Below are 19,155 nucleotides of genomic sequence, written 5' to 3' on the forward strand. Positions count from 1 at the left end.
CTTTTCTGTTGTATATTTATGCCATATCTTCCTCTTTCACCAGAACCTCTCGCTCTATTTTGCTGAATACCTGATGCGTCATCCACATCACGAGATAACCGATGATGCTCGCTCCGGCAAAAGTCAGAATTCCTGGGTACAAGCCTAGAATCAATGCATAAAGCACGACAATGGCTACAAAAAGAACAAGTGTATATTGTAAATACGAAAATCCAATGACAATCGACATCTTGATCTTCAGTCTGATGCCTTTCCAATCATAGTGAGCCAGCAACGGAAAAATGTATGCCAAAGAGATAAGATACAAAAAGGCACCCATCAGTGTCACCACACGAACATACCAGGATGAGACGTTGACGATATCCACGTAGAGCACGTAACCCACAAGGCTGTAGAGCCCGCCAATGATAGCTGCTTCTTTAAAGCTTTCTTTAAAGTAACGTACAAACGTCGAGAAAATGGCGATTTCTTCATTGCCCCGAATCCATTGCCTTAAAATACTAAGCATAGCAACGGTTGCAGGTCCCACACCTATAAAACCGAGGCCCAGGATCGTCGCAGTGGTCCACAGCAAGTTCAGGTAGACCAGACGTAACAGGCGCATGCACCATTTGTTCATGTTTTCTACAAACCGTACCATTTTGCATCCTTCCCGTCGTCATTAGTAAACGCCGTCCTCACCAAATTTCTTAGCGAGTCGATTGGAGAACATAATCAGAATCAAACCTACTACACCTTTAAATAGTCCTACTGTCGTACTGAAACTTAACTGTCCATTTTTTAAGCCCGCAGTATAAATATAGGTGTCAAAGATTTCGGCAACTTCGCGGTTTAATGAGTTCAATAACAGATACATATGCTCAAAACCCAAATCCAACGTGCTACCGATTTTCAGAATTAACAACGTAATAATAACCGGGCGGATCGCTGGCAACGTAACGTGCCATGTCTTTCGCAAACGTCCAGCGCCGTCCATCTCTGCGGCCTCATACAATTGTGTATCCACCACTGTAATTGCAGATAAATAAATGATGGTAGACCAGCCGAGTTCCTTCCAAATCACTTGCCCGATATAGACTGTTCGCAGCCATTGCGGAGATGTCAAGAAGCTGATCTTTTCACCGCCCAGCGCGGCAATCATTTCATTCAGCACACCGCCGTCCACCGTCAGGAATACATACGAAATCGAAACGATGATAACCCATGACATAAAGTGCGGAATGTAGATAATGGTTTGAATAATGTTTTTGAAAAACATCTTCCTAACCTCGTTCAGCATAAGCGCCAATATGATCGGCAATGGAAAAAAGATTACAATATTCAGTGCAAATAAAACCAGCGTATTGCGAAGCAACATAAAAAACGTAGGCTCAGTAAACAAACGAATAAAATGCTTCATTCCTACCCATGGACTGCCTGTGATTCCCTGAAAAGCTTGATAATCCTGAAATGCAATTACCAATCCCCCCATAGGGAAATACTTGAAAATAATGAAGTAAACCAGCCCGGGTAAAACCATTAGATAGAGCAGCTTGTGTTTCTGCATTCGTAAAAGGCTTTCCGTCGTTCTTTTGTTCTTTTTCATTTTCGTCTTCATATTTGGTGCGGGGACACTTGAGACTTTCATTAGTAGCTCGACCTCCTTCAAACGTTACTGTATACGCTTTCAAGAGTACGTGATTTTCAGCATTCCGCATATAATCATCAAATGATAGCGTTTACAAAAATGGGCGAACAGCCTACTTTATACCCTTTTCACCTCAGATAATGATTACTTCACAACTTAATGATTATCCTCTTGTTTCCACCCTTAGAGAACACCTCAAGTTTTGATTATATACGGAATTCTATCCTCTTGATAAGGTTTAAATGTAAACGATTACAAGGAGGTCACCCACATTGGAACAGCCATTACTCAAACCAAAATCACGAAAAAAAGCATCGCTGGGCAGTCGTATTTTCAACATTGTTAACAGTACACTCTTGATTCTTATTGCTCTCACTTGTCTCTTGCCTTTTTTGAATATCATCGCCAGCTCATTTGCTTCAACTGAGGAAGTAGTGGCCAAGAAGTTCATTTTATTCCCTGTTACTTTTTCTCTAGATGCTTATCGCTATATTCTCTCCACTCCAACGATTTTTAGAGGACTTGGGGTTTCGATCGGAGTAACGATCGTGGGTACAGTTGTAAGTATGATTTTTACCGCTTTTATGGCTTATGGATTATCCCGAAAATATCTACTTGGCCGCAATACGATTAATTTTATTGTCGTGTTCTCTATGTTGTTTAGCGGGGGGATGATTCCTACATTCCTCGTTGTCAAAAGCATGGGGCTGATCAATTCGTATTGGTCCTTGATTCTGCCCGTAGCCATCAATGCATTTAACCTGATTATCATGCGTAACTTTTTTCAGGCATTGCCGGATGATTTGGAGGAATCGGCTAAGATGGACGGGTGCAACGATTTTGGAATCTTCTTTAAAATCATGTTGCCCTTAGCCCTGCCTTCTATTGCAACTATTTCTTTGTTCTATGCTGTTGCCTACTGGAATACGTACATGCATGCCATTCTCTATATCAATGATTCTGCCAAATGGCCAATTCAAGTCCTGCTTCGCCAAATTGTTATCGTCTCCAGTGGTATGCAGGCAGAAGGAACCGCGGTAGATGTCATCCCGCCTGCGCAGACGATTAAGATGGCGGTCATTGTCATAGCGACCGTTCCGATGTTAATCGTGTATCCATTTGTGCAAAAGCATTTTGTCAAAGGAGCTTTGTTGGGGGCGGTTAAAGGTTAATTGGCCTGCTTCATCTTTCGATAAGCCCCTGGTGTAACCTGTTCTTTTTTCCGAAAAGAGCGGATGAAGTTTTGCGAATTATGATATTGCAATCGCTCGGCGATTTCTTTAATCGTCATATCTGTCTCAACGAGCCACTTTTTGCTCATTTGCAGGCGATAGCCCATCAAATATTCACTGAACGTCGTTCCGTATTCTTTTTTGAAAATGCTACTTAAATAATTCGGATTGTAATGCAGTCGATCTCCAATGAGTTCCAATGATAATTCCTGGTCATATTCAGCACGGATAATCGCGGCTATTTTCTCAGAGAGACAACGGAATTGCTGATTGGTCTTCTCCTTCATGCTTTTTACCATGGGGAGAATAACCTGCTCTAACAGCATGCGTTCTATCTCCTCCGGGTTACGAATGTCCAGCAAACGGTGATACAGGGCATGATTGTCTTGCGTCAGCAGCACTTCAATCCCTAACAGCTGCTCTAATTGGATGAGATTATTCACAAACCGTACTAACAGTACTTCAAAGTTCATGGAATGATTGTTCTTTGTCATCATTTCCGCCAATAAAGAGTGTACGGTATGATGTACCTGCTCTTCATCCCCTATACGAATGGCATCAAACAATTTTGACTCCAATTCTGCAGGATAATGCAGCAGCACCGGCCCTGAAATGACCATGGAAATATCTTCATAAAAAATAATCGACTCTTTACCCAGATTCAAACGGTGATGCAATGCTTGCTTGCTCATCTCACAAGCTTCTTTGCTGTCTAACAAGTTATCATACGCTGTGCTTATACCGATGCTGATGGATACATTTAGATACTCTTTTACATTCTGAATCAAAAGGGACGCATGATCCAGCACTTGCTTTCTCATTTCCTGTGCACTCTTATTTGCCAGTATTAATATGGTAGCCTGGGTGTTGTCGTTCAATATGATGGGAAGCATACGCTGCTGCTCTGGAATCGTTTCTTCTACGATTTTGTTAATGGCCAGCAGTAAAACATCTTTATCCGAAGGTTCGCGATCCCCCAGATTATCCAGTTGAACCAACAAGGTAATGTACATTTGATTCTCGATCTGCGGGTAGCCCAGACGTGGCATTTTTCGTGCCAATTCTTCTGCGGAAATACGTTTGCGAAACAGGTTGAGAATCAATTGTGTTTCCAACTGTGGCATTTCGGACTGTATGAGACTTTCCAAGCTTTCCTTCTCGGTTACAATATTGTCGATGGAATTAATAATCCACTCAATTTCATTTTTGGAAGGTTCATTTTTGAAAGCCAAATTAGGATTTTTGGGCAAGCTGCGTTTTATTTGCTGAAATGGCTTGGTAAAGTAAATGGCAATGATGTAGGCCACGACCACCATTAAAAGCGTTAAAACAACGCCCATCATGATAATCCCAAATTTGGTCGTTTGAAACGCGTTTGCAATCTCTTTTTTGTCTAATACCGTTAAGTAAGTCCAATTGTTATAGGCAGATTTGGCATAAATGATTTGTCGTGCAGGCTGACGCTCCGTTTTCTCCAATGTGAGCATGCCTGTGTTGTCTGATTTAGCCGTCACTTCTGAAATGTGCTGAAGCTGCTGAGCGGACAATAAGGAAGTAGCAGGCTCCGTTTCGTACATTAAGTTGCCTTGGTTATTCAAAATAAACACAGGCATATGGTCCTCTGTTTGAATGGTACGACTTAACGTTTGCGACGAAATATCAGACAGCGCAATCGCCTGCTTCTTTTTGGAAAACACAGGCAAGGTATTCACAAAGCGGATTCCTTTATCTGTTTTGATCCAGAAGAGTCCCTTCTCTTGGTGATCGATATAGGTACTGATCAGCTTTTCTCGTTCCGTTGTCGTCAAATAAGACAGGCTTCCATTGGAGATTCTCCAATTCTGATTTAGACTGATCAGTGAATACTCAGTTCCTTCCAATCCCATCGTAGCAATATAATTGAGCTGGGTATTTACATTCCGATACGCTACAAAATCTTTTTCTGTAATGGGATTTTTGACAACTTCACTAAAGGAACTGGTCGTGCTATACGTATTAAAAGCGTATTCAATCGTTTGGATTTTCTGTTCCAGGCTATTTCTGATCTGTGCCATGTAGCTTTGCTTGGTATTGGAAACTCTCTCCACAACGGAGCTAATTGTTGTAAAATAGATATAGCTGCCGAAGCTGGCCACCAATCCTATTCCCAAAACCAGAATCGTAATAAAAATAGTGTAGAACATTCTTCCTTTTTTCATTGCGCTCCCCCTTTGGTTCTTGGTATTACACCAAATTATAGCGCTTTCATCACGAGGTTTAAATCATTTTTTTCACGTGTGCATTGTTTTTTACATCCGTATCCTTCCAATTTATATTGATTTTATTTGGTTTAACGGCAGTTAAAAAGAACTTTGGAGGTCTCTTATGTTACATCTCGTTAGTGCTCAGGAACAGATTGTAAAAGAAGAATTTCCGTTAAATACTTCCTTCCTCACCCTCTATCCCGTAGCGGTACGTCAAGCTCGTCCTTTTGTATTGGTGTTACCTGGCGGTGGCTACGAGCATTTGGCCTCACATGAAGGAGAGCCGATCGCCCGGTGGTTAAATGATTTAGGTATTCACGCGGGTGTGCTGGAGTATCAGGTTGGCAATTTCGAGGTTACCTCCTTGCTGGAGGATGTTGAACATGCCCTACAGTGGATTCGCCAAACCCCACATGACTGGCTAGTGATCCCTGATCAAGTGGGTCTCATCGGTTTTTCAGCAGGCGGTCACTTGGCCTCCATTGTCTCCACGATTGGAGCGGAAAAACCAAATCTTCTGATGTTGGGGTATCCTGTAATATCATTTCATGAGCCTTATACGCATATGGGAAGCCGTACGCATTTTTTAGGCGAACAGCCGACCTCGGAGCAGCTTCAAGCCTTTTCATCCGATCGGCAAGTGACTGCACAGACACCCCCAACTTTTATGTGGACAACGGCTAATGATGGCGCTGTACCGGTAGAAAATAGCCTGTTGTTCGCTTTCTCATTATCCAGGGAGCGTATTCCGTTTGAACTGCATGTATTTGAAGAAGGGCGGCACGGTTTGGGACTGTCTGAAGACAACCATGAATGCCGACAATGGCTCGACCTGGCGGAAAAATGGCTTCAAAAACATGGATATGCGCAGGCAAGACAGCAGATGACAACCCGACTGTTTATCGCAGGGGACTCTACTGCAGCCCAAAAAGGAGCAGCCGAAAAACCGATGACAGGCTGGAGCGAACATTTGCAAGCTTATTTTGCCCCAGCTGTGCATGTGGACAATCGTGCCGTCAACGGACGAAGCACCAAATCCTTTATAGCAGAAGGGCGATTAGCTGATATTGAAAAAGATATTCAAGCTGGTGATTATCTGTTTATTCAATTTGGACACAACGATGAGAAAAAAGAAGACCCCGCGCGCTACACCGATCCTGATGGAGAGTACCGTCTAAACTTAATTCAATTCATTCAGTCCGCTCGGGAACGTGGCGGAATTCCAGTGCTGTTGACCTCGGTCAGCCGCCGCCGCTTTACCGCAGACGGTGAGCCTGATCCGCTGGCTGTAGGAGCCTATCCCGCTGCCATGAGACAAGTAGCCAAGGAAACTCAGACGCCGTTGCTCGATATTTTCGAAGCATCACAGCAGCTTTATCGTTCCATGGGTGAAAAAGAGTCCCAGCTTCTATTTATGCATTTGCCTGAAAAAACGCATCCTAATTACCCGGCTGGTATAGCAGATAATACTCATTTTTCTGACGAAGGAGCAAGGAAAATCGCCCAGTTGGTAGCTGAGGCGATTCGTCAAAGTACGGAGCTGTCTGCATTAAAACCACGTATGGTCGAAAGAAATCTAGATCGCAGTGAGACGCTTGCGCACCAACTTGTCAACTGATATCAAGTGCCACACATACACATACAAAAAACGGACCTCGGGCGAATCACTCCGATGTCCATTTTTATTCTGTTATAGACAAATTTGGTTCAGATATAGAGAATAGCCCAAGAAAATTAAATATATTAAAATGTATTTCTTCAATTGTCATATTTTAATTCTTTTGTATCTTATAGGACTTTATATTCGTTTTATTGTATAACTTTGACAACATTTGTCGAATGAAGTGAAATCAATAATTTTACATGGTATATTTTAGGAGTCCATATCATACATAAGGAGGATTTTTTAATGAATACTAAGAAAATATTATTATCAACAGCTATGTCTTTGGGGCTCCTTGGAAGTATTATCGTTCCTAGCGCGTCCGCATCAGTAGGTCCTTCTCCAGAAATTACACCTATTGTAGAAGTTAACGGAGTATACTACAGAACGGCTACGTTGCCACGTAATTATTCCTATGCGCTGTCAAATTACCCAGGGGATACTTATAAAGTGGCGAGCGGAAATGTTACCGTCTCCGCTTCCGGCGTGGTAACCACCACCACTGCAACGAATGCAAGAGTTGAGATTTACGCCGGTAACGGTAAATTGAGAATGGTGTATACCGTTAAGGTAAACTAGGAAAAACGGACGGGCTGAGGTCACCTCTCCTGATTGCTACTCAATGTCCCATTCTTTGAACTTTAAAAAGATCATTGGTGCTTCCCATGACCAACGATCTTTTTTATTTCCACTTATGATATTTGGCCCACTCTTTAGCAGTCTCTTGATAACTCATTTGTTTGTTCCATAAAGTATGATTGATTTCCCAATCATGCATGGCTTGCTGGTATGTTTCAAGAATTCTAAAATCGCAAATATTCCAAGAACAATAAATTTTTTTGTACCAACTTCCTGATGATACTCCTTGAGTATATCTGCGTACTGCCTTACTTGCTTGTCGCTTTACCCAACGTGTAGCCTGATCCTTCTTAACAGGTGACCTTTTCACACTTCTACTCAATTTGTCTTTAACCTCCTTATGGGAAGCTAGAGACCATCCAGTGTTTTCATTACCTCACTCCTTGATTTTCCTTTTACTAGGATAAACGACGTACCTCTCCAAAACAAATCCTATCAATAAAGCATATGAACAACAAAAAAACCCTTGCTAGGCAAGGGTTTTTGAGAAAATGGGCCCTGAGGGACTCGAACCCCCGACCAATCGGTTATGAGCCGACCGCTCTAACCAACTGAGCTAAGGGCCCTCAAAAAAATATGTATATTCACGCTACATATTTGTAACAGCAACGTTAATTAATATACAACATTTTCTTGTGTTTCGTCAATAGTTTTTCGAAATTTTCTTTTTATTTTTTTTATGAACCTATAGAATAAATCGGACACCATAACGACCTTTGCGCGAGCGGTACACCTCCACTGCGCGGGGGTCATTGTAACCATACATCCAGCCATCATGTTCCAGCCTTTTTGCCAGACATCCTGCCTGGAACTTAGTCGTGTACAGTCTGCCATAGTAAACCCAATACATCCGAACTCCCCTTTTCACATGATAGTAGGAGTTAGTGTAACCGGATCGAATTCGATTTACACAGCTTGATTTATAACAATCGATACTGAATGCAAAGTGACTGTACTGCCACGATTTATTAGCTCTGCTATCTCTAGATGCTTTAGCCTTATTTACCAAAGGAAGCCGGGTCCTGGCGCCAGGAACGCAGCAGCTCCATTTCTTCCTCCTGAATGGTTCCTTCACGCAAGGCGACCTCCATTAAGGCGGTGTAATTGGACAAGGTTTGCAGCTTCACTCCTGCTTCTTCAAAAGCTTGAGTGGCTTTGTCCAATTGATAGCTGAAAATAGCCAGTACAGCTAACGGCTGAGCGCCTGCTTGCTCTACAGCCTGGGCTGCTTTAATGGAGCTTCCCCCGGTAGAGATGAGATCCTCGATAACTATAACCTTTTGCCCGGCGCTGATGCGACCCTCGATTTGGTTCTCTTTCCCATGTCCTTTAGCTTTGTCTCTGACATAAGCCATTGGCAGATTTAGCTTTTGTGCCACCCAGGCAGCATGAGGAATCCCTGCTGTGGCTGTGCCGGCAATAACCTCTGTTTCGGGGTATTGTTCACGGATGATAGCCGCAAAAGAGTCTGCGATCAATTCACGCACCTCCGGATAGGACATGGTCAGACGGTTGTCACAGTAGATAGGCGATTTAATACCTGATGTCCAAGTAAAAGGCTGCTGTGGACGCAGCGCCACTGCCTGAATGCGCAACAGATGGGATGCAATTTGCTCTGGTATATTGTTTAATGTAGTCATACGTGTAACATCTCCTCAATAATATGTTTTGCTGCGGCGCGTGGATCTGGTGCCGCCGTGATCGGTCGTCCAACGACAATATAGCTGCTGCCTTGGGCAATGGCTTGTCCGGGTGTTAGCACACGCGACTGATCACCTATAGCGCTGCCTGCCGGGCGTATGCCCGGGGTTATGGTTTTAAAGTCAGATCCGCATACAGCACGAATCGCAGGCACTTCTAATGGGGATGCTACCACACCGTCCAGTCCAGCTTCACGTGTCAATTGTGCATAACGGACGACTGCATCCTGCACCGTGCCAGGAATGCCCAGCTCCGTATTCATGGTCGTCTGATCCGTGCTGGTTAACTGTGTGACTGCAATAATTAGCGGCATGGCAAGCGAGCTGTCTGCGGAAATCGCTGCTTCGGCTCCGGCTCTGGCTGCAGACATCATACTGCGTCCTCCAGCAGCGTGTACGTTAAACATATCCACGCCTAGGCGGGTAATGCTCTCTGCTCCTCCCCGTACCGTGTTGGGGATATCATGCATTTTCAAATCCAGAAATACGGAGTAACCTCTTGATTTTAATTGTTCTACAAAAACTGGTCCTGCGCTATAAAACAGCTGCATCCCCACTTTTATATAACAAGGAATTCCCTCAAGCTGCCGAATGAACTGCTCAGCCTGTTGTGCATCCGGGTAATCTAACGCAACCATCAGCCGTCCTGCCATCTGCTGAAATGCTTCGTTCACCGTTCTACATCCCCCTTTTCACATCATTTCGGGTATATGTGCCCGTGATAAAGGACATCCGCCAGCAAAAGCTGATGAATGTCCTTCCCATTACTACTTATTTTGCCATCTATTTATAACTCGTTAGTTGCTGAGAACTGGCATCGACTCGGATGTGAAGTTAATCGTCTCCAGCATTTTTAACAAAGCGCGTACTGTATCCAGCGAGGTCATGCAGACAACACCGTTCTCAACCGCTTCGCGTCGAATGCGGAACCCGTCACGCTCTGGCGTTTTGCCTTTGGTCAGCGTATTGAAGACAAAGTTGGCTTCACCTGTGCGGATCATATCCAGAATATTCGGGTTGCCCTCACTTAGCTTGTTAACAGTGTTCACTGGAATGTGGGCCTGTTCCAATGCAGCTGCCGTTCCACCTGTAGCAATAATTTTATAGCCTAGTCTATAAAAGCCTTGCATCAGCTCGACCGCTTCTTCTTTATCCTTATCGGCTACCGTGATGATGATCGCTCCGGTGGATGGAATTTTCATACCTGCGCCTACGAGTCCTTTGTATAATGCTTTGGCGTACTGGATATCGCGTCCCATAACTTCACCTGTAGATTTCATTTCAGGCCCCAGTGTCGGCTCTACACGACGCAGCTTGGCAAAGGAGAATACAGGAACCTTAACCGAGACATAATTACTTTCAGGCCATAGTCCATCTGTATAGCCTGCATCTTTGAGCTTACCGCCCAAAATGGCCTGTGTCGCCAGGTTTGCCATCGGAATATTCGTAACTTTGCTCAGGAAAGGAACCGTCCGTGAGGAACGAGGGTTAACCTCGATGACATACACCTCACCCTGATGAATGACGAACTGAATGTTTACCAGACCAATCGTTTTCAATTCCTTGGCAATGCTGATCGTAATGTCGACGACTTTTTGCTTTAGCTCGTCAGACAAGTGTTGTGGCGGATATACCGCGATCGAGTCACCTGAGTGAACCCCTGCCCGTTCCACATGCTCCATGATCCCTGGTACCAGAACCGTTTCACCGTCACAGATGGCATCGACCTCAACTTCTTTGCCCAGCATATAACGGTCGATGAGCACGGGATGTTCCGGATTGATTTTAACCGCTTCTTCCATGTACCGCAGCAATTCCGTATCTGAGTACACAATTTCCATAGCGCGTCCGCCCAGGACGTAGGATGGACGTACCAGAACCGGATACCCCAATGCTTGGGCAGTTCCTACCGCTTCATCTACCGAGGTGACCGTGTTGCCTTTAGGCTGTGCGATAGCAAGGCGAGATAGAAGCTGTTCAAACTTTTTCCGGTCTTCTGCTTCATCGATACTTTCCAGACTCGTACCCAAAATATTTACGCCTGCCGCACTAAGTGGGGCTGCCAGGTTAATCGCCGTTTGACCGCCGAACTGGACGATGACACCGATCGGTTTTTCCTGCTCGATGACGTTCATTACATCTTCGAAGAAAAGTGGCTCAAAGTAGAGACGGTCCGACGTGTTAAAGTCCGTAGATACGGTCTCTGGGTTGTTATTAATAATTACCGCTTCGTAACCCGCTTTTTGAATAGCCCATACCGCATGCACTGTGGAGTAGTCAAATTCAATCCCTTGACCGATCCGAATAGGTCCTGAGCCGAGTACAATGACTTTCTCTTTGTTAGATGGAATGACTTCGTTTTCCACCTCATAAGAGGAGTAGTAGTACGGAGTTGTGGCTTCAAACTCGGCTGCGCACGTATCTACCATTTTGTAGACAGGACGCAGGTTTTGATTTAGACGGAATTCACGAACCTCAAGCTCGGTTGTCATACTCTTGCGTTGGCCCATACTGCGAATCTCGGCAATGGAACGGTCGGTAAAACCTTTTCGTTTGGCCTGATAAAGTGTTTCCGAGGACAGCTCAGACTCTCCAGCGATAATGGATTCGAACTTAACAATTCCCTCTACCTTATCAAGGAACCACCAATCAATTTGGGTTATATCTTGAATATCCTGTTGCTTCCAGCCGCGGCGGAACGCCTCGGCTACCAAGAACAAGCGCTCATCATCTGCTTGGCGCAGGCGATCCTTGAGCACCTCATCAGATAGTTGATCGGCACCCTTGAGATGCAGGCGATGCACACCAATTTCCAGAGAACGAACCGCTTTATGGATAGACTCTTCAAATGTACGTCCGATGGCCATGACTTCACCGGTTGCTTTCATCTGCGTGCCAAGCTTGCGGTTGGCAGAAATGAACTTGTCAAATGGCCAGCGTGGTATTTTACTCACGATGTAATCCAATGTCGGCTCAAAGCAAGCATACGTTTGTCCTGTTACTGGGTTCACAATTTCATCCAATGTGTAGCCTAATGCAATTTTGGCCGCCATTTTGGCAATCGGATATCCTGTCGCCTTGGAAGCCAATGCCGAGGAACGACTCACCCGTGGGTTGACCTCAATCACGTAGTATTGATAGCTGTGCGGATCCAGCGCAAACTGTACATTACAGCCGCCTTCGATATTGAGGGCGCGGATAATTTTCAGAGAAGCGGAGCGCAGCATTTGATACTCACGATCTGACAGCGTCTGGCTCGGCGCTACAACGATACTGTCGCCAGTGTGCACGCCGACCGGATCGAAGTTCTCCATGTTGCAGACAACGATGCAGTTGTCATTGCCGTCACGCATAACTTCATATTCGACTTCCTTCATACCCGCGATACTTTTTTCCACTAAGCATTGCCCGATTGGACTGTAACGCAAGCCAGAGCTCACTGTTTCACGCAATTCTTCTTCTGTGGCGCAGATCCCACCGCCTGTTCCCCCGAGCGTATAAGCCGGGCGAACGATAATGGGATAACCAATTTCGTTAGCAAATTCCAGTGACTCTTCCAGTGTTGTTACAATTACGCTTTCCGGTACTGGCTGTTCCAACTCACGCATCAAGTCGCGGAACAAGTCCCGATCTTCAGCTTTTTCAATTGAATTCAGTTGAGTTCCCAGCAGCTTCACGTTTTCGCGTTCCAACACCCCAGCGCGAGCCAGTTCCACTGCCATATTCAAACCTGTCTGCCCTCCCAGCGTAGGAAGGAGACCATCCGGACGCTCCTGGCGGATAATCTGTGTTACAAAATCAAGTGTAATCGGCTCGATGTATACTTTATCTGCCATATTGGTGTCTGTCATGATGGTTGCCGGGTTACTGTTGATCAGTACTACCTCGACGCCTTCTTCTTTGAGCGCTTGACAAGCTTGTGTACCAGCGTAATCGAATTCTGCTGCCTGACCGATGACGATAGGACCGGAACCGATCACGAGTATTTTTTTAAGTTCTGTATTTTTCGGCATATTAGCGCTCTCCTCTCACTGCGGCGGCGATAGCAGCCTGACGCGGTTGCTTGGGTTGATTTCTTTTGTGCTCACGGATCATTTCCAGAAAGCGATCAAACAGGTAGCCATTATCGTAAGGACCAGGCGCAGCCTCTGGGTGGTATTGCACTGAAAACGCGGGATACTTGGTATGTTTAAGACCCTCAATCGTTTTATCGTTGTTGTTAATATGCGTCACTTCAAGCTCCGTTCCTTGAATCGATTCCTCATTCACTGTGTAGCCATGATTTTGTGAAGTGATGAAGCAGCGTCCGCTCTCCAGTTCTTTCACCGGGTGGTTACCACCGCGATGTCCGAATTTCAGTTTTTCCGTATCTGCTCCCGAAGCTAAGGCGAACAACTGGTGTCCCAAGCAAATTCCGAAAATCGGGTATTCCCCTAACAGCTCAGCGATCGTACGAACAGCATGAGGCACATCTTTCGGATCTCCAGGGCCGTTAGACAGCTGGATACCGTCCGGGTCCAAACGGCGAATTTCCTCAGCCGTTGTATCATGTGGAACAACAACCACATCGCAGTCCCGTTTATTCAGTTCGCGCAAAATGCCGCTTTTGGCACCATAGTCAATCAATACGATCCGTTCTCCGTTGCCAGGGCTGCTGTACGGATGAGGAGTAGAGGTCAAAGGAACCTGATTACGTAGTTCTTCGATGGTCAAGTCGGACATCATTTCTTTTAGTTCTTCCAACGGCTGGGAACCAGTCGTCAAAATGCCCTTCATCGTGCCATGATGGCGAATAATCCGGGTGAGCATGCGGGTGTCGATGTCGCTAATGCCAATGATGCCATATTCCTTCAGCAAATCGCCCACGCTGTATTGAGCACGCCAGTTACTTGGCGCTGGCTCGTAATGTCGAACAGCAAAGCCGTGGACATAAGGCCGTACCGATTCAAAATCATCACGAGTTATTCCGTAATTTCCAATCAGCGGGTAAGTCATGGTTACGATTTGTCCGCAATAAGAGGGATCCGTCAGCACCTCTTGATAGCCTGTAATCCCTGTGTTGAAAACGACCTCGCCTGTTTTTTCACCTTCCGCACCAAATGATGTGCCTGTAAACAGCGTGCCGTCCTGAAGTAACAATCTTGCCTGCATCCCGTCTCACTCCTCTATATTGTTTCCTGCTATTAGGTTCTATTTTTTAGTAGTTGTGTATTATTGCGCTTCGTCGGCAGACCATACCAGTTTTCCGTCTACCCAAGTTTTCACAGGCCAGCCTTTGAGCTTCCAGCCTGTAAAAGGAGTGTTGCGTCCTTTGCTGGCAAACGTTTGTGGATCAACTGCCTGCTCCTGCTCCAGATCAATCATGGTCAGGTCAGCGGGTGCTCCCTCCTCCAGGCGTCCCGTATCAAGTCGGAAGACACGCGCTGGATCAGTTGTCATACGGCGTACCAGAAAGTCCAGCGTCCATTTTCCGGTAGCTACGAATTTGGTGTACAACAGCGGAAAGGCTGTCTCAAATCCGACGATTCCAAATGGCGCCAGCTCCATGCCTTTTGCCTTCTCTTCCTCGCTGTGTGCTGCATGGTCAGTTACGATGATATCAATCGTACCGTCCTGCAGCCCCTCAATACATGCCTGAACATCACGCGGAGAGCGGAGCGGAGGATTCATTTTCCAATTAGCATCCAGTCCAGGAATGTCTTCATCAGAAAGTACCAAGTGATGCGGGCATACCTCAGCAGTGACCTTGATGCCAAAGGATTTGGCATGGCGGATCAATCGCACCGATTGCTCTGTACTCACATGGCATACATGATAATGTGCCCCGGTTGCCTCGGATAGCAGGATATCACGTCCGACATGGATGGCTTCAGATTCATTGGGTATACCTTTGAGCCCGTGACGCTTGGCAAATTCACCGTCTGTCACTGCTGCTCCTACAACAAGTGTGTTATCTTCACAGTGTGCAATGACCGGCATATCCAGCGCTTTGGCTCGTGACATGGCATCCTTCATCATTTGTGCGCTTTGCACTCCGACTCCATCATCAGTAAAGCCGATGGCACCTGCTGCCTTGAGCGCTTCAAAATCCGTCAGTTCACGTCCCAGCTCGTTTTTCGTGATGGCTGCGTAAGGAAGCACCTTGGCGAGCCCAGCTTCCTGCCCCTTTTTCAGCACCAGCTGAACCGTGTCCACATTGTCCGTCACCGGACGTGTGTTTGGCATGCAGGCAATCGTGGTAAATCCACCTTTCACCGCAGCGCGACTGCCTGTTTCAATGGTTTCTTTATATTCAAAGCCAGGTTCTCTCAGATGCACATGCATGTCGATTAGACCGGGGATGACCAGCTTTCCCTGGGCGTCGATTTTGTCGACTTCGAGCTCTTGCCCGGATGCCCCTTCTTCCTTAATGAGGCTAATCCCGGCTTCCGCATTTGCGATAGCCACAATTTTTCCGTCAGCGATGAGAATGGATTTTAATTCTGTCTCGCCCTGCTCGTTCAATACGCTTGCATTCATAATTAATTGTTTCATCTGAAATATTCCTCCGCTCAGGTTTTTTGCGTCTTTTTCTACGATTCCGCTGACAGCTTCACAGCTTCATTGCCCGTTCCATAACCGCCATACGGATCGGAACTCCGTTGGCCATTTGCGGAAAAATTCGCGATTGCTCGCTTTCCACCACTGCACTGTCGATCTCCACATTCCGATTCACTGGAGCCGGGTGCATGATAATTGTTCCGGACTTAAGGCTCGCTGCTCTTTCTTCTGTCAAACCGTACTGCTCTCGATACTCATCCGCTGAGCGCAACATTCCTTCAGCATGCCGTTCCAGCTGTACCCGCAGCATCATAACTACGTCTGCTTGCAAAGCTTCTTGCATCGGTACATAAGGAGCGTACGTTGCAAGATCAGGTGCTTGCATATTATCCGGTGCGCAGAAGCTAACCTTGGCTCCGAATTTTTGCAAAGCCCACAGATTCGAGCGAGCTACACGGCTGTGCAGAATGTCGCCTATGATGGATACTCTCAAGCCTTTCAGCTCACCGAAAGTTTTGCGCATGGTGTAAAGGTCCAGCAGAGCCTGCGTTGGATGCTCATTGTTGCCGTCCCCCGCATTAACCAGCGGAATACTGACCTTCTCAGCAAGCTCTTGCAGCACTCCGGCTGGCTTTAACCGGATGACTCCAGCATCTATGCCCATGGATTCGAGCGTACGCACCGTATCGTAGATGGACTCCCCTTTTTCCACACTGGAAGCCGCAGCGGAAAAGTTCAAAACCTGAGCGCCTAGGCGCTTCTCCGCCATTTCGAAAGAAAAGCGTGTGCGTGTACTATTTTCAAAAAACATGTTGGCCGCGAAGCGTGACTGTAGAACTGGAATCAGTTTTTGCGACTGTGATTCCCAATAATGAGCACGATCCAGAATCGACTCAATTTCATTTCGACTAAGTTCTTTTAATCCGAGCAGGCTACGTTCTCTAAGTTGACTGGCTGTTGTGATCATACCTATTCCCCCCGGTTCTGAATGATCGTCACTTCGTCCTTACCGTCCGTCTCCTGAAGTGCTACTACGATTTCCTCAGATTTGGAGGTCGGGATGTTCTTGCCGATGTAATCCGGACGAATCGGAAGCTCACGGTGTCCGCGATCTGCTAGCACAGCCAGCTGAATCATTTGCGGTCGTCCGCAGTCCATCAATGCATCCATCGCCGCGCGAATGGTGCGGCCTGTGTACAGCACATCGTCAAAGAGAATGACTTTCTTATCATGAACCGATACGTCGGCAGGATTCATCAAAAGCTCTTTTCCATTTCCTTTCGCCTCGGCAACGTTGCTTCGGTCATCCCGGTAGGCTGTGACATCCAGCTCTCCCCATGGAATCGGTGCGCCTTCAATCTCAGCAATTTTTTCAGCCAAGCGCTGCGCCAAATGAACTCCGCGTGTGCGAATACCTACTAGCACACAATCGTCGATCCCCTTGTTTTTCTCCAAAATTTCATGTGCAATCCGCGTTAATGCCCGACGAATCGCGATTTCATCCATCAGTACATGTGTTTCATGACTCATGCTTCCAGCCTCCTCAGGTGATGTTCCCTTCAGACCTGGTCCCGTGTTCGGATACAAAAAAGACTCCTTGCCTAAGTTTGGCAAGGAGTCTCGTATGAACAGTCTTTCACTGTTCTCCGATCTGTCGGATACACTGAAGACATACCGCCGCAGCGGATGCACTGATCAGTGATCCATTCACGTTACCTTGCCAGCCTCACGGGACTGATTTAAAGGTGCTATTCAGGATTTCCTTTGTCCTGCTTCTTATAGTGCGAGATGGCTAACCATCTCTTGGACAAAGTTCATCGCAACTACAAGAAGTATGACAGATTGAAAATCTCGTGTCAACACCCGTTCAACCGGAACCACCGGAAGCACTTTAATAAATATACATCATATCTGTATAATTATCCATAGTTGTTTTTACCCATTCCTTGTCTCGCAATAAAAAAACCGCCATTTAGGCGGTCTAAATTAATGATTTATTCAAGTTTTTGAATAGAAAAGCAGTTCATCGTTGTATTAGCGACTACGCAAGGACGTTAATACGTCCTCCATATCAGGAGGGATTGGTCTGCTAAATTCCAAGTATTCTCCCGTGGTTGGATGCTTAAATCCCAGTACCGCTGCATGCAGGGCTTGGCCCTCCATACGAACTCCTTTACTGCGTCCATACATAGGATCGCCAACCAATGGATGCCCAATGAATTTCATGTGAACACGAATTTGATGTGTGCGCCCTGTCTCCAATTGAAGTTCAAGCAAGGTATAATCCCCCAACCGTTCAATAACGAGAAAATGGGTAACTGCATGCTTACTGTTGCGTTCCGTCACCGTAAACATTTTACGATCACCTGCATCACGACCGATTGGAGCATCTACGGTTCCCTGATCGTGGCTCAAATGACCGTGGACCAATGCTATATATTTCCGAGTCACACTATGATCCTTAAGCTGTGCTGCAAGTGATGCGTGGGCCTGATCATTTTTAGCAGCCATCAGCAGTCCTGATGTATCCTTATCAATACGGTGAACAATACCGGGGCGTAATTCCCCGTTAATACCGGAAAGATCTTGGCAGTGGTACATCAGTGCGTTGACCAGTGTTCCTGACGAGTGTCCTGGTGCAGGATGCACGACTAGACCACGCTGCTTGTTAATGACAATAACATCCGAATCCTCGTATACGACATCTAGCGGAATATTTTCCGGCATAATATCTACACTTTCTGGCTCAGGTACCGATAGTACAATATGGTCTCCTTCAGCCAGCTTGTAGTTCGCTTTGACCGCTGCACCGTTTACCAGCACGCGACCATTCCCGATCCACAGCTGGATCTGGGAACGAGACACACCCTTCATTTCTTCGGCGATGTATTTGTCTATCCGTGTTTTGACATCTCCCGAATCTGCTGTCCATTCCAGAGATTCACCCTCCAGTTCGTCCTCATAAGACAGATCGGTGGATTCGCTGTTTTCATTCACTTCGTTCATGCTATGACTTCCCTTCAACGCTATCATTGCCATTCCCTTTTTCCCGACGTGATTCCAGCAATGTATCCAAAATAATCAGTGCAACACCGATGACAATAGCCGAGTCTGCCACATTAAAAATCGGGAAGGTGTAGCTTCCAAAATTGAACTGCGCAAAATCAACCACTTCTCCCGAGATAGCCCGATCCAAAAAATTACCGACCGCTCCCCCAAGCACCAAACTTAGCGCCACAGGCAACAGCTTCTGCCCAGCTTTGACTGTTTTTCTCAGGTACCACACGATCCCGATCACGACTACAATTGTAATCACGATAAAAAGCCAGCGTTGCCCTTCCAAAATCCCAAAAGCAGCTCCACGATTACGATGGGAAGTGATTAAAAAGAAATTGCCGATGACCGGTATTTGCTCATACAATTCCATCCGCGTAGCTACCAAATATTTGACTCCCTGATCAATCAAAAAAATAATTAACGCAATACCAAAATAAATCACAGTCCTTCGTCA

At 46.0% G+C, this 19,155-nt stretch carries 17 protein-coding genes and 1 tRNA gene; 3 read left to right on the top strand and 15 right to left on the bottom strand.

Annotated features, from left to right (window positions below; translation table 11 throughout):
- Window positions 1–16: 16 nt before the first annotated feature.
- Both ACQQ6X_RS06220 and ACQQ6X_RS06225 read right to left on the bottom strand, forming a co-directional pair.
- Complete coding sequence (locus ACQQ6X_RS06220) at window positions 17–640, bottom strand: YesL family protein (RefSeq protein ID WP_305164619.1); 624 nt, start codon at window positions 638–640, stop codon at window positions 17–19.
- A gap of 21 nt (window positions 641–661) precedes the next feature.
- Window positions 662–1,627, bottom strand: a complete 966-nt coding sequence (locus ACQQ6X_RS06225) for an ABC transporter permease (RefSeq protein WP_149033639.1) — start codon at window positions 1,625–1,627, stop codon at window positions 662–664.
- Window positions 1,628–1,899: 272 nt separating this feature from the next.
- Here ACQQ6X_RS06225 and ACQQ6X_RS06230 point away from each other — a divergent pair, with 272 nt between their 5' ends.
- On the top strand, window positions 1,900–2,799 hold the full coding sequence (locus ACQQ6X_RS06230) for a carbohydrate ABC transporter permease (protein ID WP_305164620.1): 900 nt from the start codon (window positions 1,900–1,902) through the stop codon (window positions 2,797–2,799).
- Here the strand turns inward: ACQQ6X_RS06230 and ACQQ6X_RS06235 are convergent.
- Window positions 2,796–5,057: a helix-turn-helix transcriptional regulator gene (locus ACQQ6X_RS06235; RefSeq protein WP_305164621.1), complete on the bottom strand. Its 2,262-nt coding sequence runs from the start codon at window positions 5,055–5,057 to the stop codon at window positions 2,796–2,798. The genes ACQQ6X_RS06230 and ACQQ6X_RS06235 overlap by 4 nt on opposite strands.
- A 166-nt stretch (window positions 5,058–5,223) precedes the next feature.
- Here ACQQ6X_RS06235 and ACQQ6X_RS06240 point away from each other — a divergent pair, with 166 nt between their 5' ends.
- Together ACQQ6X_RS06240 and ACQQ6X_RS06245 are read left to right on the top strand one after the other, a co-directional pair.
- Window positions 5,224–6,720, top strand: coding sequence for a GDSL-type esterase/lipase family protein (locus ACQQ6X_RS06240; protein ID WP_305164622.1), 1,497 nt, complete (start codon window positions 5,224–5,226; stop codon window positions 6,718–6,720).
- Between the two features lie 291 nt (window positions 6,721–7,011).
- The gene (locus ACQQ6X_RS06245) at window positions 7,012–7,344 is read left to right on the top strand and encodes a hypothetical protein (RefSeq protein ID WP_305164623.1); all 333 of its coding nucleotides are present in this window, start codon (window positions 7,012–7,014) and stop codon (window positions 7,342–7,344) included.
- Between the two features lie 103 nt (window positions 7,345–7,447).
- Here the strand turns inward: ACQQ6X_RS06245 and ACQQ6X_RS06250 are convergent, their stop codons facing one another.
- The 12 genes from ACQQ6X_RS06250 to lspA form a co-directional block, all read right to left on the bottom strand.
- Entirely contained in the window at window positions 7,448–7,726 is a 279-nt protein-coding gene (locus ACQQ6X_RS06250) for a hypothetical protein (RefSeq protein WP_149033643.1), read from the bottom strand.
- 170 nt (window positions 7,727–7,896) lie between these two features.
- Window positions 7,897–7,970, bottom strand: a tRNA-Ile gene (locus ACQQ6X_RS06255).
- 119 nt (window positions 7,971–8,089) lie between these two features.
- The gene (locus tag ACQQ6X_RS06260) at window positions 8,090–8,254 is read right to left on the bottom strand and encodes a hypothetical protein (protein WP_167669737.1); all 165 of its coding nucleotides are present in this window, start codon (window positions 8,252–8,254) and stop codon (window positions 8,090–8,092) included.
- Window positions 8,255–8,402: 148 nt separating this feature from the next.
- Window positions 8,403–9,044: an orotate phosphoribosyltransferase gene (gene pyrE / locus ACQQ6X_RS06265; protein ID WP_305164624.1), complete on the bottom strand. Its 642-nt coding sequence runs from the start codon at window positions 9,042–9,044 to the stop codon at window positions 8,403–8,405.
- A complete protein-coding gene (gene pyrF, locus ACQQ6X_RS06270; protein ID WP_305164625.1) occupies window positions 9,041–9,778 on the bottom strand; it encodes an orotidine-5'-phosphate decarboxylase in 738 nt (245 codons plus the stop codon). The genes pyrE and pyrF overlap by 4 nt, the downstream gene beginning before the upstream one ends.
- A gap of 123 nt (window positions 9,779–9,901) precedes the next feature.
- A complete protein-coding gene (gene carB / locus ACQQ6X_RS06275; RefSeq protein ID WP_149033646.1) occupies window positions 9,902–13,117 on the bottom strand; it encodes a carbamoyl-phosphate synthase large subunit in 3,216 nt (1,071 codons plus the stop codon).
- A 1-nt stretch (window position 13,118) separates the two neighbouring features.
- Entirely contained in the window at window positions 13,119–14,255 is a 1,137-nt protein-coding gene (gene carA / locus ACQQ6X_RS06280) for a glutamine-hydrolyzing carbamoyl-phosphate synthase small subunit (RefSeq protein WP_305164626.1), read from the bottom strand.
- Window positions 14,256–14,315: 60 nt separating this feature from the next.
- The gene (locus ACQQ6X_RS06285) at window positions 14,316–15,638 is read right to left on the bottom strand and encodes a dihydroorotase (RefSeq protein WP_305164627.1); all 1,323 of its coding nucleotides are present in this window, start codon (window positions 15,636–15,638) and stop codon (window positions 14,316–14,318) included.
- Window positions 15,639–15,696: 58 nt separating this feature from the next.
- Window positions 15,697–16,611 carry an aspartate carbamoyltransferase catalytic subunit gene (locus tag ACQQ6X_RS06290; RefSeq protein ID WP_305164628.1) on the bottom strand — a complete coding sequence of 305 codons (915 nt, stop codon included), beginning with the start codon at window positions 16,609–16,611 and terminating at the stop codon, window positions 15,697–15,699.
- A 2-nt stretch (window positions 16,612–16,613) separates the two neighbouring features.
- On the bottom strand, window positions 16,614–17,174 hold the full coding sequence (gene pyrR, locus ACQQ6X_RS06295; RefSeq protein ID WP_305164629.1) for a bifunctional pyr operon transcriptional regulator/uracil phosphoribosyltransferase PyrR: 561 nt from the start codon (window positions 17,172–17,174) through the stop codon (window positions 16,614–16,616).
- Between the two features lie 504 nt (window positions 17,175–17,678).
- Entirely contained in the window at window positions 17,679–18,650 is a 972-nt protein-coding gene (locus tag ACQQ6X_RS06300) for an RluA family pseudouridine synthase (protein WP_305164630.1), read from the bottom strand.
- A gap of 1 nt (window position 18,651) precedes the next feature.
- Window positions 18,652–19,143, bottom strand: coding sequence for a signal peptidase II (lspA, locus tag ACQQ6X_RS06305; RefSeq protein WP_063210154.1), 492 nt, complete (start codon window positions 19,141–19,143; stop codon window positions 18,652–18,654).
- Between the last annotated feature and the right edge of the window lie 12 nt (window positions 19,144–19,155).

The organism is Paenibacillus ottowii, from assembly GCF_050516475.1.
Classification (GTDB): Bacteria; Bacillota; Bacilli; order Paenibacillales; family Paenibacillaceae; genus Paenibacillus; species Paenibacillus ottowii.

Excerpts from the sequence above, each read along its gene's own strand:
- ACQQ6X_RS06220 (WP_305164619.1), bottom strand. The coding sequence starts at position 640 with ATGGTACGGTTTGTAGAAAACATGAACAAATGGTGCATGCGCCTGTTA.
- ACQQ6X_RS06225 (WP_149033639.1), bottom strand. The coding sequence starts at position 1,627 with ATGAAAGTCTCAAGTGTCCCCGCACCAAATATGAAGACGAAAATGAAA.
- ACQQ6X_RS06235 (WP_305164621.1), bottom strand. The coding sequence starts at position 5,057 with ATGAAAAAAGGAAGAATGTTCTACACTATTTTTATTACGATTCTGGTT.
- ACQQ6X_RS06240 (WP_305164622.1), top strand. The coding sequence starts at position 5,224 with ATGTTACATCTCGTTAGTGCTCAGGAACAGATTGTAAAAGAAGAATTT.
- ACQQ6X_RS06245 (WP_305164623.1), top strand. The coding sequence starts at position 7,012 with ATGAATACTAAGAAAATATTATTATCAACAGCTATGTCTTTGGGGCTC.
- ACQQ6X_RS06260 (WP_167669737.1), bottom strand. The coding sequence starts at position 8,254 with ATGTATTGGGTTTACTATGGCAGACTGTACACGACTAAGTTCCAGGCA.
- pyrE (WP_305164624.1), bottom strand. The coding sequence starts at position 9,044 with ATGACTACATTAAACAATATACCAGAGCAAATTGCATCCCATCTGTTG.
- carB (WP_149033646.1), bottom strand. The coding sequence starts at position 13,117 with ATGCCGAAAAATACAGAACTTAAAAAAATACTCGTGATCGGTTCCGGT.
- carA (WP_305164626.1), bottom strand. The coding sequence starts at position 14,255 with ATGCAGGCAAGATTGTTACTTCAGGACGGCACGCTGTTTACAGGCACA.
- ACQQ6X_RS06285 (WP_305164627.1), bottom strand. The coding sequence starts at position 15,638 with ATGAAACAATTAATTATGAATGCAAGCGTATTGAACGAGCAGGGCGAG.
- ACQQ6X_RS06290 (WP_305164628.1), bottom strand. The coding sequence starts at position 16,611 with ATGATCACAACAGCCAGTCAACTTAGAGAACGTAGCCTGCTCGGATTA.
- pyrR (WP_305164629.1), bottom strand. The coding sequence starts at position 17,174 with ATGAGTCATGAAACACATGTACTGATGGATGAAATCGCGATTCGTCGG.
- ACQQ6X_RS06300 (WP_305164630.1), bottom strand. The coding sequence starts at position 18,650 with ATGAACGAAGTGAATGAAAACAGCGAATCCACCGATCTGTCTTATGAG.